Origin of the sequence: uncultured Methanofollis sp. (genome assembly GCF_937919355.1) — an archaeon.
Taxonomy (GTDB): domain Archaea; phylum Halobacteriota; class Methanomicrobia; order Methanomicrobiales; family Methanofollaceae; genus Methanofollis.
Window position 1 is genome coordinate 1 of record NZ_CALFSA010000032.1, and the last position, 12,891, is coordinate 12,891.

The following is a 12,891-nucleotide window of genomic DNA, read 5'->3' on the forward strand; positions in this document are numbered from 1 at the left end:
GTCGTTGCGACACTGTTTGGGCCGAAATGTTCGAGCCGTTCACGCGCCTCCTCGCTGGAGAGACCGTGCTGCGCCGCCTTCCGTGGCTGACCATCCATGCCCATACGTATTTGCATCATCTTATTTCAAAAGCCACTCCGTACTCATTACAGTCGCACACCTTTGATCATCTTAACCCAAAAACCAAAGAAAGCACAGAAGTCCAGCAGAGGTAAGAAGTGAATATCTTAAAAATCGGTTTTCATTTCCCGAAATAACTTCAAATCACAATATACGTCCGTTTTTTGTTAAAGTGATTAATGCCCCATTATATAGAATCGAAATGTTTATTATTTTTCATTTTAATATGAAATATACGATGGCCATAAGGGAAAATCTTTCGGCAATTCAGTCCTCTTTCCAGTCTATTTTTAAGGAGCGGGATGATGAAATACGGGGAGCGCTCCTTGGAATATTATCTGGAGAGCATGTTCTCTTCCTCGGGCCACCGGGAACGGCAAAAACATACCTGGCCCACACCGTCTGCAAGTCGATTGAGGGGGGCACATTCTATTATTATCTGCTCACTCGCTTTACAACGCCCGACGAAATATTCGGTCCACTTTCACTGAAAGCCCTCGAACAGGATGAATTCCGGCGTAATGTTGATGGATGCCTGCCGACTGCGCATATCGCCCTCCTTGATGAAATCTTCAAGGCGAACAGTTCCATCCTCAATAGCCTTCTGACCATCCTGAACGAGCGAAAATTTCACAACGGAAAAAATATTCTGGATGTTCCGTTGCTCTCGGTCTTTGGCGCATCAAATGAACTCCCCGAAGAAGATGAAAATCTCGAAGCCCTGTATGACCGGTTCCTGTTCCGGTACTCTGTCGACTACATTCAGGATGAAAAGAATTTTCTCGAATACCTCACCGGAAGCAGCGATGGTTTTACATCTTCCACAACACTGTCGATCCAGGATATCAGTGCCATCCGTGAGAAAGCGCAAAAATTGCCTGTTGACCCTGACGTCCTGGACAGCATTTTAGCGCTCAGAAAAGAGTTGCGGTCTATGGACATCCACATTTCAGACCGTCGGTGGAAGAAGATCCTTCATGCACTGAAAGTGGCAGCCGCAGCAAATGGTGACGCAAGCGTCAACCGCACAATGCTCCTTTTGCTCCAGCATATGCTCTGGACAGTTCCCGATCAGCGGGAACAGATCAGGAAACGTATTCTGGATGTGGCCGTTTCTGGTGGAATAAACACGTATCAACTGGGTAGCGAGGTGAGCGACTTCGACAAAATAAGTCGGTCTGTTCAATATTCATATGATCCGGGCCAGAAACTTCCTCAGGTCGTGGCGTGTAAAAATTGCAATGATAAGTTCGACACAGTCTGGGACCTGATCAGGCATAGCGAAAAAAATCCGTCCCATAAATATTATACAAATTCAAATTGGCAAACATATAACGCGACTGACACCCTCAGGTCGCTCGGAATGAAACCAAACACGATCGACCATTCCAAGTACAAGATGCTGATCCGTGAATATAACGAGATATTAGAGAAAAAGAATAGATTAAAGCAGTCTCTGGACTCTGAAACTGAAGATCTGAAGAACCATCTCAATCAAAATATCTGGATCTCCCGGAGAGACGTCGATGAAATTCTTCTCAGACACGAAGAGAAGATCAGGGATCTCTACACAATAGAAGAAAAGATGGCAAATATCGAAAAGAGTATCGAATATCGACATAAATCCTGAACATGTTTCACGCAGATCTGTCTGCAGCGTTATTGGAAATGTGAAATAAAAATCCCCTCGAGAAAGCGTGAATAGAATGGATGAACATTCGATATCCGGAATGGGATCCCCCTACGAGTTGAACAGGCTGTCACAGATCGTGAAAGGCGATCTGAATCCTATCATTTCGGTTCCCCGTACCATCCCCCGCCGGGTTCGTGAAGATATCGCAGAAATATGTGCGTCAGAACTTATCCTGGGAGATCATTACGAGATCCGGGACACCCGACGCTTCATAGAACGTTTTGGCGTGTTTTACCCTGTATATCTGAACCTTAAATGGAACAGTGCATGGTCTGATCTTCGGGACCTTGCCGAGAAAAGTCCCGTTGCAGGTGTTCAGGCACTGAAAGTTCTCCTCAAAAAGGTGTTTGACATCATCGACTCTTTCTCGCAATACCCTCTGCACCTCGAAGACTCAACCGACTCATCATTACAGGAAGCGCTGGACGAACTTTCCAGGATCATCGAGCAGACGCAACGTGTCTGGGAGAACCCTGAACCGGAAGGAGATCGCGATCTCCTGCGAGATGCAGAAACGGATCCGGATCTCACACCGCAGTTTGAGGATCTCTCCGGCGATCTCAAAGTGCTCCGGAGTACTTCCAACCCGCGGATGTTACAGAATTTCCTGAATGATGCCTTACAGGCTGGACAGGCCCTGCAGAATTTTATTCGGACAGAATCTGCAAAGGCCCAGTCCCCAGATGAAGGGGTGGACATCAACATCCTGTCGTGCTATGCAGAGCAGTTCGCTCAGGAGTATTCCCGTCTTCTCGAAACCACTCTCGCGGGAGCAGGGCAATCTCCTTTAGACGATGATGAAAATGAGGGAACTGCCAAATCAAGGCCGACTACGGACATGAGCGGTGAAAGTGCTTCTTCAAGCATATGTCTGGCCGGAGAGGGGGACCAGACACAGTTACCCGATAACGACCTGCCCATCTTTTCGCCGTCAGAAGAACTGCAAGAAGATATTCTGGACGATCTCGATAATACCATCACAGGAATTATTCTGACTCTGAAATCCGACTCGCGCGATGCCTCTGGTCCGGACACCCCGCAAGAAGAACTGGTCGGGGGAGTTCTCGAGTTTACGGAAAAACCAAAGTCCAATGAGATCATCCAGACAATTCTCCGACACCTTTTAAACCCTGCAATGGACCCGGTTTTATCCACTTTGCGGAAGAACCTTGACGTTCTTGAGATACTCGCCCAGCTCTTCCCCGGCAGGCAGTGGGATTACGCACTGAAGGATCTTCACAGGAATTATCTCGAAAACCTTGAGCACTACGCAAAGATTGCAGAGAATAGCGAGACACTCAAAGAAATCGTTGAGCAACTCGGGCGCATTGAGATGGAGTACGGGTCGAGGAAGATAGCCGTTTCCTCTCATGGAAAGACGGAGATGCATTCCATCACCTATTCCTCTGACCTTGACCATCTTCTCCCTACTGAAGCGGTTAAACTGCAAAACCCAACCCTGAAATTAAAATTTGCTGCAGACCTCGCGGAAAAAAAGCTTCTGACCTATCAGTTGCGGGGGAAGAACTGGGTCGGAGGTCCCCCGTCGACCAGAAAAAGGGGGCCTGTTGTGGCGCTGGTCGACACATCAAAGTCGATGCGAGGTCCCCCCGAGACGATAGCAAAAGCCACGATCCTGGCTATTGCCCGGAGGATGCTGAAAGATGAGAGAGACGTGAAAGTAATCCTCTTTTCATCACGGAATCAGCTGGATACAATAGACCTTACAGGTACGAAGAGGATGGCCGGGGAGTTTCTTGAATTCCTCAATCAAACATTTGGCGGAGGCACTGATTTTAACACTGCCCTGAAGGCGGGAATGCAGTCCCTGAAAGAGCCACAGTTCAGGAGCGCTGATCTTCTCTTTATCACTGACGGTGGCTCGAAAATCTCGAACAAAGCGCTTCTTGAGGAGTGGAAATCCCTGAAAAAAGAGCAGGACGCTCGGATTTTCTCGATGATCATAGGCAGGACGACTGCTGGAGGTCTTGAGCAGGTGTCGGATGAGACCTACCTTATGCAAAAGGCTGATACCTGGAGGCCGGGTAACAGCCCCGCTCATCTGATACGGCAGATTGCGAAGAAGTCCCGGTGAAGAGGAAATGGTCTTCGTAATTTAGAATACGCTTCCCGGGGCATCATGTTACGAACGGCCATGACACCTGATCGCCCAAAAAATGATTCGTACAGTGGATTTCCACACGGCCAAAAAAAACGCAGAGATTTCTCGGTCTGGCAGGCACCCACGGCATGCCTGACTCAATGTGATCTCTCCACTCCTGATTATTCTCGTCTTCCCCCGTCGTACTTCTCGATCAGTGCCGTCACCCGCCGCACGTCCTCGCCCTGCTTCCGCGCCTCCGCCAGGTAGAGGCTGAAGACCTCGTCGGTGACGACGTGGAGGAGGGGTTTGTACATGTCGGCGTGCTGGGAGAGGTCGAACCACCGCGCCTCGGCCTCGGTGAGGTGGAGGGAGCGGTACTCCCCTTCGTGGGGAGCAAAGACCGGGTTCTCCTGGTGCGGCGTCCGCAGCACCAGGTCTGCGAGGGGCGTGCGGGGGATCGGCTCGGCGACCGAGATGAAGACATCGTCGAGCATCTCCGCGGCGATGAACTCCTTCGTGGCCTCGTAGTCCTCCGCGGTCTCGGTCGGGTAGCCGACGATGAAGCACCCGGCGACCTTCAGGCCGTGCTGGCGCGACCTCTCCACGGCGTCGTGCATCTGTGCGACGGTCACGCCCTTGCCCATCTGCCTGAGAATGCGGTCGCTCCCTGACTCGAAGCCGAAGAAGAGCCAGCCGATGGTGTACTTCCGGATCGCCTCCAGGATCTCGTCGGTGATCGCGTCCACCCTGATGTCGGGTGCCGAGACATTCCTTGGGCCGAGTTCCTCGGCGAGCATTTCGAGGAGGGCGATGACGGCGTCGTCGTCGATCGCGCCGTCATAGCCGTACAGGGACCCGGTGCCTCCGGAGACCGAGAGCCTCTTCGCCCCTTTCTCCCTGAAGGCCCGTACCTCCTCCCTGATCTCGTCGAGGTCGCGGCTCCTGATCTCGCGGCCGAAGAAACGGGGCACCTGGCAGAAGGTGCAGGCCCCTGTGCAGCCGCGGTGTGTCTCAATGTAGGCGTTCGCACCCCTGATCGACTGCTGCCCGATGGTGTCGGGGATGAGGGGGAGGGGTCGCCTCTCCACCGGCGCCTTCGGTGCCGGAGGTGTGACGACCACGGTCTTTTCCCCGTCTGCATAGGCGATGCCCGGAAGGTCAGGGTGTATCCCCCCGTCAAGGAGGCGGGGCACCGTCACTTCGCCCTCGCCGACGACCACGGCGTCGGGGGCGAGTTCGCCGAGGACGTACTCCGGGTATGCGGAGACAGGGCCGCCGATATAGACGGGCCTGCCCGACTGCCTGACGCCGGCGACAAAAGTCTTCATCTCGGGGTCCATCAGGTGCTGGCTCGAGTACAGGGAGAGGAGGACGGCATCTGCGTCGCCGGCCGCAAGCGCGGTGGAGAGGGCGACCTCGTGCCCCGCCTCCCGCACCACTCCGCCGATGAGCATGGCGCCGTAGGTGGCGATCCCCGGCGAAATGACCACGGTCTTCATCCCGTGATCTTTCGGCCCGGAGGGTCTTGAAGGATGCGATCAAGCGTCGGGTTTCGGCGGGGCGGGGGAGACACGCACCTGACCAAACTCCGCCCTTCTCAGGTGTCAGAGGCCGGGAGAGGTCCCACCTGCCACTCGCGGTAGATCCCCGACCCTGCCACCACCGTCCCGCCGGCAGAGATCCAGCCCTCGGGTTCGCCGGTGATGGTGAGGTGATAGTGGTCTGAATAGCGATTGGAGATCCAGGCATCGAAGAACTCACTCCAATCATTTCTCCCCTCAATTTCTGAGGATATCTCGACCCGTGTCCCGTTCTCGTAGTACGCGTAGACGGGAATGGTATAGGTGCAGGAATAACCCGGGTTGTTGCCGTGCGTCTTCACCTCCCCTGGAGAGCAGTCTGCAGGCGTGAGGTCCTGCCTGGAGGAGAAGAGGGATTCGTTCCCGAACGGGTGGAGGGTGTTGACCAGGTGCGGCACGACCTCGGGACTGAACTTCTGGCCGAGTGACGTGTAGTTATGATACTCTACGGAGATCTCCTCCCCGGCGTCCATGACCGGTGCGGTCAACCGGAGATATGTCCGGCCTTCGACAAGGAGGAGGGAGGATGAGATATTCTCCGGGAGACGACCGGAGTAGAACTCGTCGGTGATCGGTTCCGGGCCGATAGCCGGACTGTCGCCGTGCGCCGGGATGGGGACGAGGAAGGTCACGTTCTCGATGGGCGTCTCGGTCTGGATGGTGAGTTCATACGTATAGCGGGCACTCAGAAAAGAGGGCTCCTCAGAGGCACTGCCGCTCAGAATGATCAGGGGGAGGACGAAGAGGAGGAGGGCGAGCACCGGCAGCGGGAGGACCGAGACTGCGGCCCGCCCTGTCGTGGTTTCGTGGAGTTCTCTGACCCCGACAGCCGCGAGGCCCAGGGTCCAGACCCATGCAGGAAGGCCGATGAGCGGGACCCACCCGAGGAGGAGGCCGGGGGTGGCGGCGTATGCGAGGACCTTGAACGTCTCCTTCATGCCGTTCCCGCCGATGAGGAGGACGACGAAGAGGTGGAGGGTCAGGGCGGCGAGGACGAAGAGGACGATCGTGCCGATCGCGTCGGCGATGACGGTGACGAGCACAGCAAATACGATCAGTCCGGGTTCTCCCCCGGACACCAGAACAAGCCCGCCGGTGACGAGAAGGCAGAGGAGGACGATGTTGACGGCGAGGAGGGTGCCGAAGTATGCGAGGGCGTCGCCGGGATCGTCGGTTCGGGCATCTCGAAATGTCTCGACAGGGTCGATGAGGAACCCCTGTGCTCTTTCGACGGTCTTCTGCCCCATGCGGAGAGTGAAGAGGGGGGAGGATATATCAGTTCTGTTTTGTGGGGCAGCGGGAGAACCTGATCTGGTAGAAGGGGGTCCGTGTCTTCCCTTTCGCTCCCGCCGGGACCCCGAAAAAAAGAAGAGTTCAGTTCTCTCTCCGGGCCGCGAGGTACCCGAGGATCGCAAGGGCACCGAGGGCCGGGACGACCATACCCGGCGACTTCTGCGTTGTCGGCGGGACCGCTGCAAGCTGCGCCGAGACAGGAGTCTTTGCGCCGGTATTCACGGTGGCGGTCGTCGTCCAGTCGACATAACCCTTGAGTTTGAGGGCGACGGTGTAACTACCCTGTGCAAGGTCGTTGAGCGTCACCGGGGTGACCCCCTTGTAGGCATTGTTCAGGTAGACCTCGGCCCCGGCCGGGTCTGAGGTGACATCCACCGAACCCATGCTGGCGCCCGGAGTCTGGAGGGTCGAGCGCACCGTTGACTGCCGGCCCGAGTTCACGTTCACCGAGGTGACCGCGTCCCGGTAGCCGTCGAGTTTGAGGGTCACGGTGTGGGTGCCCGGCGAGACGCCGATGACCACAAAGCCCTCAGGATAGGTGCGGCCCTGGTAGGCACCGTCCAGGTAGATGTAGGCCCCGACGGGATCTGAATAGACCGCGATGGTGCCGAAGACCGGCTTTGGTTCAGGCGTGAGGCTCACGGAGATCTGGGCCTGCTGGTTTGCGACGACATTCACCGGCCCGCTCCATTCCTGGTACCCGGCGAGTTCGACGTCGACATAGTGCCTGCCCTCGGCAATGCCGGAAAGGGTCCGCGGGGTTGTCCCCTTGTACACACCGTCAAGGTAGATGTTTGCGCCCGAGGGACCGGACGAGACATAGACCGAACCGAGCGTCGGTTTATGTGTCAGGGAGGCATAGACGTCCGTGACCTGACCGGCCTTCACGCGGGCGGTGCTCTGCCAGGTCTCGTAGCCGTCGAGGGCGACCTCGACGCGGTGGTCGCCGGCAGAGAGGCCTGAGATATGCTGGGCGGTCCTGCCGTAGTACGACCCGTCCACATAGACCTTGGCGCCGCTCGGCGAGGAGGTCACCGAGAGGGTGCCGGTGGTCGTCGGGGCCGGTGTCGGGGCCGGGTTCAGGGTGATGTACACCGTCTTTGTCTGACCGGTGGCGGGGTACTTGCCTATCGAGGTCGACGAGGTGTAATACCCGTCCATGACGGCTTTTGCCGTGGTGTACGGCGTGCCGGTGGTATAGACCGGGACATTCAGTTCGCCCCCGGCGATCTGCCCCTTGTAATCGCCGTCAAAATAGATCGATGCACCTTCCACGTTGCAGCGCACCTGGACCCATGCCTCGTCCCCGCCGACAGCGGCAACGGACATGACAAGGAGGAGCAGGGCCATCAGCACCGCTCCCCCTGCAATGACTCTCTGTGTGATCATGATAATCACGCAAAAATGGCGATACTTGATATTTATAATTTCCGCTTTTTACCGGCAATTGTATCGCCGATTATGCATATTTGCGATTATCTGGATTTTTTATCTTTGAATCTGGTTTATATCTGGATAATACCTGGCGCCCCTCAGGTCATCGCCCGGCGTGCGATCGTGCGGGCATACCTATCGGTGACTGCGGCGAGGAGGAGAGTCCCGCAGAGGACGATGGCGAGGACGACCCAGTGCCAGGAGACGGCGGCCCCGGCGGCGAGGAGGACGATGAAGTTCGCCGGGTTTGCCGGGACTGCAAGTGCGGCGAGGAGGACGGCCACAAGCCCGGTCGAGAAGATGAACTGCGCGTTTGTCCGGTCCCTGAAGTGGAGGGCGGTGAGGGCGGCGAGGAGGATCAGGACGAGCGAGGCCGCGGAGACGTGGATGAGCACTTCGACGATATTGTGGACGGCGATGCCGTTGAGGGCGAGGAGGAGGAGCCAGGCGCCGCCCTGGAGGGGGACGAGCACCCATGCGGCGACGACCTTCCCCCAGAGTATTTCCGTGAAGGTAAGGGGGGTGGAGAGGAGGGTTTCGAGGGTCCGGGCACTGTACTCCTCGGTGATGAAGTCAATGATCAGGCTTGCCGAGATGATGGCGGGCATGAAGAGGAGGAGGGGGATGAGGAGGCCGTAGATGAAGAGGAAAAAGCTCTGTCCCCCTGCCCCTTCCGGGACGGCGACCTCGATAGGTGCTGCCGCGAGGCGGTCTGCCCGCACGTGCCTGAGGAGGGCCTCGTACTCCTCGAAGTCCTCCTTCAGTTCCACGCCCACGACCGCAGCCTGAATATCATTTTTCAGGGTGTACAGGGTGACCTGCACAGGTTCCACAGCCCCGGGCTGTGTCGGCGGCACATAGACGACGGCCGCAAGTTGCCTCTCTTTCAGGGCGGCGATCGCGGGGGAGAGGTCCATCTGGTAGACGGCAAATGTGTCGTCGGCCTCCAGGATACCCCGCAGGGGAGAGTTTGCTCCGGCATAGCCGACGGCATAGACCCCGCCCGCCCGGTCCATCGAGGCCGGGTCGTAGAGTGAGGTGAGGCCGATGACCAGGAAGGAGGAGAACATGGCGATGAAGACCTGGAGGAGGATCGCGAGCACGATCGTCCGCTCGTGCCCTATCCCCCTGAACTCCTTTTTTGCGACGGTCCAGACGTGTCGTGCGTTCATAGGGCGCCTCCGATGAGTATGAGGTTATAGAGGGCGTGGACCCCTGCGGCGATGACAAGGCCCGGGAGGTACATGCGCCGTCCCCCGGCCTTGACCGCCGCGCCGACGATGAATGCCCCTCCCGCATGGAGGAGGAAGGGCATCCAGAGGAGGCCGACGCCCGAGAAGAGGATGGTCCCGAAGACCGAACCGGTGACCTGGGCGACCATCACGAAGAGGAGGAGTTTCTCGCCGATGAGGAAACCGGCGCCGGTCGCCACAGCGGCGAGGACGAGGTTCTTCCAGGTGAAGGTGCCCGGTCTCCCCCTGAGGACGGCGATGATGCCGATCGACTTCGCCACCTCCTCGGTGGCGGCGGCGAGGAGGATGAGGAGGATGAGAGAGAAGGGCATCGGGATGTTGAAGAGGAGGACGAGGTACATCAACTGCACCATGAAGACGAGGGGTATGATGCAGGCGTTGAGGGCGACGAGAGAGGCGATCGGGTGCCCCCGCGCCATCGCCCCCCTGACGAAGGAGATGATCCGTGAGGTGAGACTCTCCTGGGAGAAGAGCCTCTCTTCGTTGAAGTTCCGCACGCAGAGCCAGAGCACGGCGAGGGACGAGAGCCAGAAGAGGGCGGTGGCGTAGAGGTAGTCCGCGGCAGCAAAGCCTGTGCCCTCGAACTGGAGGACGACAAGGGTCAGCGGGGATATCCTGCTGATGGCGTGGACGTTTGCGAAGATCGAGGGGAAGAAGAGGTACGACGTGATGACGGTCGAGAAGAAGATGGAGAGGAAGGAGAGTTCCCGGAAACTCCGCGCCGTCATGCCGATGAGGAGGGCCGCCGCCAGGAAGAAGACGATCACCGGGATCAGGGGGAGGAGGACGAGGAACGACCCGCCTGTCAGGAGGATGATCGCCGCGGAGACGGCGAGCATCAGGAAGAAGTACGGGACGGCCTTGCCGAGGATGATCGCGAGCGGCCCTGCAGGGGTGGAGAGGAGGGCCTCGCCCCGCCGGTCGACGCGTTCGTTTGCGATTGACATCATGTAGAACTGGGAGGTGAAGTACAGGGGGAAGATGAAGACGAAGACGTAGATGAGAGAGTCGAAGGGGAGAGGAGGGGCGAGTTGCGAGGGGGTCTTGAACTCCCCGAGGTCGGGCCCGCTCGAGACCATGTCCACGTACCTGGAGACCTGATCATCCCCATCAGAGGCGAGTTTCTCTCTCATGTCGCCGGTGGGCATGGACTGCACCGGCGCCGGGGTCGGCACCGCCTCGACGGGGCCGGAGGGCGACGGCACGTCCTCTCCCTGCGGGTGGAGAGAGACGGTCTGCCCGCTTTCCGTCGCCGTGAAGTCGAGTTCGCTTGTCAGTTCAACAGTATCGATCCAGAGGGGGTAGGCGGCGAAGAGGTCGTCCTCCGCGGTGTAGACGGTGTTCCTGTAGTGCCGCCAGGCCGTTGCAAAGGCCGAGAGTGCGGCCTGACCCCTATCCGTCTCTGTGGCATATGCCTGCCCGCCGCTGACGACCAGGTCGTAGCCCGCCAGATCCTGCGAGAGGGTCGCACTGTCGACGAGGTGGACGGTGAAGAGCGGGTCGTGTGCAAGGACAGCGGCGATGTCCGGGTCGTCGGTGGCGGCGGCATAGAGTCCGTCCTGCAGGTGGACGCCGCTCTGGGCCGCAAGGCCCGACGCCAGGAAGAGGGCGAGGAGAAGAACAGCGGTCATGGGGAGGATCTCCCTGCTCATTGTGGAGAGGGAGCGTTTTGCCTCCCACCGTGCAATTGTCAGGACATTTCTGGCGCTGATCGGGATCGACTCCTTGAGATCAATGGTGCCGCGGGGAATATGATTTATCCGGTGGGTGCCGACCTGATCCCCAATGATTGCAGCGCGGGATCTGGTGAAGGACTACGGGGCCTTCCGCGCCCTGGACGGTGTGAGTTTCGACTTCGGCGATGCCGGCATCCTGGGGATCGTCGGGCACAATGGCGCCGGCAAGACGACGCTCCTGAAGATCCTCTCCGGCCTCCTCGCCCCGACGTCGGGGGCGGTCGAGATCGGGGGGTGCGACATCATCAAGCACCCTGCCGCTCACAAGAGCGCCCTCGGTTACCTGCCCGAGGAGTCCCGCCTCTACGAGACGATGCAGGTGTACGACTACCTCTCTTTCTTCGGCGAGATATACGGTCTCGACAGCGGGACGGTCAGGGAACGCGGCGAGCGTATCCTCTCCTCCCTCTCCCTCGACGCGGGCGAGAAGAAGATCGGGGAACTCTCCAAGGGGATGCGGAGGAAGGTGGCCATCGCCCGGTCCCTCATCCACGACCCGACATTTCTCGTCTACGACGAACCGACCTCAGGCCTCGACCCCATGACAGGGCGGTTCATCGGGGAGTACCTGAAGGGTCTGCGGGACGAGGGGAAGACGATCGTCCTCTCCGCCCACAACCTCTACCAGGTCGAGGAGATCTGCGACAGGGTGATGATCCTCCGCCGCGGCACGATCGAGGCCTTCGGCACGATGCCGGAACTGCGGGAGCGTTTCGGCTCTCTCACCTATGCGGTCTACTTCACCATCGCCGACCCCGGCGCACTCGACCTTGCCTATACCTGCACCGCAGGGGTCTGTATGGCCGAGGCCGGGGACATCGATGAGATGAACGCCGTCACCTCGATGGTCGCCGCGGCCGGAGGACGGGTGGAGAGGATCGAGTCGCGGTATCCGAGCCTTGAGGAGATGCTCGTCGCGGTGGGGAAATAATACCCCGATATTTTTGAGTCGGCGATATCTGGGGGGAAATCCCAAAATTCTCGTTCTATCTCCATATCACCGGGTGCAGGTCATTTCACCCGCGTGACTGGGAGTTATTGTCATTTTTGGAGGTATCTCCATGAAAATAAGGCGTAAATCGGGACAATTTTCAGCCCCGCTCCCTCCCCCTCCCCGACACCAGGGGAGGCCGGGAAAGGGGCGACATTACCCGGACTCGTACATGCGGCTCAGGAGCGTTGAGTCCTGCCGGATTTTATCCTGTTTCGCGCATAGCCTCCGGTATGCCCGGATCGCTGGATCTCCCGGATCTTGCCCCGAATTTGGGTCGTGATCTCCTGATTGGGGGAAGATCCGGGCGTATTTGACACGTGCGTGTCTGACGGGGCCTCGCCCTCATGTTCTGACATACGGGCAACACAGGGCCTTTGATGTGTCTCTGGAGATCCTGGTTCGGGAGTGCCTGGCCCTGCGGTCTCGATTGTGAGGACGGCGGTGGACCCTCTCCTCCCCGTGGGATCGGATCACCCCGGCGAGAGCACGAGAATTTCCCCGAGCTCTATGGTCGAAGATCGTCGCCGGACGAGTGTCCGGGAATAACGGAAAGAAACCGTTCCAGATCTTTTTTCCGGACTCCTCGGGCAGAACCGCCGGAAGAAGATCTCGATCAGAGAACAAAACGGTGCGGCAACACAGCGAATGAATACACAGAAGAGACGAATACAAAGAACGGGCCTG

The 12,891-nt window shown here is 58.3% G+C and carries 9 protein-coding genes; 4 read left to right on the forward strand and 5 right to left on the reverse strand.

Annotated elements, in window-relative coordinates:
* The first annotated feature begins 346 nt into the window (after nt 1-346).
* Both Q0520_RS01700 and Q0520_RS01705 read left to right on the forward strand, forming a co-directional pair.
* On the forward strand, nt 347-1,750 hold the full coding sequence (locus Q0520_RS01700) for an AAA family ATPase (protein ID WP_298665805.1): 1,404 nt from the start codon (nt 347-349) through the stop codon (nt 1,748-1,750).
* 76 nt (nt 1,751-1,826) lie between these two features.
* The gene (locus Q0520_RS01705; RefSeq protein ID WP_298665807.1) at nt 1,827-3,908 is read left to right on the forward strand and encodes a VWA domain-containing protein; all 2,082 of its coding nucleotides are present in this window, start codon (nt 1,827-1,829) and stop codon (nt 3,906-3,908) included.
* Nucleotides 3,909-4,096: 188 nt separating this feature from the next.
* Here Q0520_RS01705 and Q0520_RS01710 read toward each other — a convergent pair whose 3' ends face one another.
* From Q0520_RS01710 to Q0520_RS01730, 5 genes are all read right to left on the reverse strand, one after another.
* Entirely contained in the window at nt 4,097-5,416 is a 1,320-nt protein-coding gene (locus Q0520_RS01710) for a methyl-coenzyme M reductase glutamine C-methyltransferase (RefSeq protein ID WP_298665809.1), read from the reverse strand.
* A 98-nt stretch (nt 5,417-5,514) separates the two neighbouring features.
* Complete coding sequence (locus tag Q0520_RS01715; RefSeq protein ID WP_298665811.1) at nt 5,515-6,744, reverse strand: YIP1 family protein; 1,230 nt, start codon at nt 6,742-6,744, stop codon at nt 5,515-5,517.
* Between the two features lie 127 nt (nt 6,745-6,871).
* Complete coding sequence (locus tag Q0520_RS01720; RefSeq protein WP_298665813.1) at nt 6,872-8,179, reverse strand: PEGA domain-containing protein; 1,308 nt, start codon at nt 8,177-8,179, stop codon at nt 6,872-6,874.
* 143 nt (nt 8,180-8,322) lie between these two features.
* Nucleotides 8,323-9,396, reverse strand: coding sequence for an ABC transporter permease (locus Q0520_RS01725; protein WP_298665815.1), 1,074 nt, complete (start codon nt 9,394-9,396; stop codon nt 8,323-8,325).
* Nucleotides 9,393-11,108: an ABC transporter permease gene (locus tag Q0520_RS01730; RefSeq protein WP_298665817.1), complete on the reverse strand. Its 1,716-nt coding sequence runs from the start codon at nt 11,106-11,108 to the stop codon at nt 9,393-9,395. The genes Q0520_RS01725 and Q0520_RS01730 overlap by 4 nt, the downstream gene beginning before the upstream one ends.
* On the opposite strand from Q0520_RS01730, the gene Q0520_RS01735 reads away from it, so the two are divergent.
* Both Q0520_RS01735 and Q0520_RS01740 read left to right on the forward strand, forming a co-directional pair.
* Nucleotides 11,107-11,232 carry a hypothetical protein gene (locus tag Q0520_RS01735; RefSeq protein WP_298665818.1) on the forward strand — a complete coding sequence of 42 codons (126 nt, stop codon included), beginning with the start codon at nt 11,107-11,109 and terminating at the stop codon, nt 11,230-11,232. The genes Q0520_RS01730 and Q0520_RS01735 overlap by 2 nt on opposite strands.
* Nucleotides 11,233-11,262: 30 nt before the next feature.
* Nucleotides 11,263-12,144, forward strand: a complete 882-nt coding sequence (locus Q0520_RS01740; protein WP_298665820.1) for an ABC transporter ATP-binding protein — start codon at nt 11,263-11,265, stop codon at nt 12,142-12,144.
* The last annotated feature ends 747 nt before the right edge of the window (nt 12,145-12,891 follow it).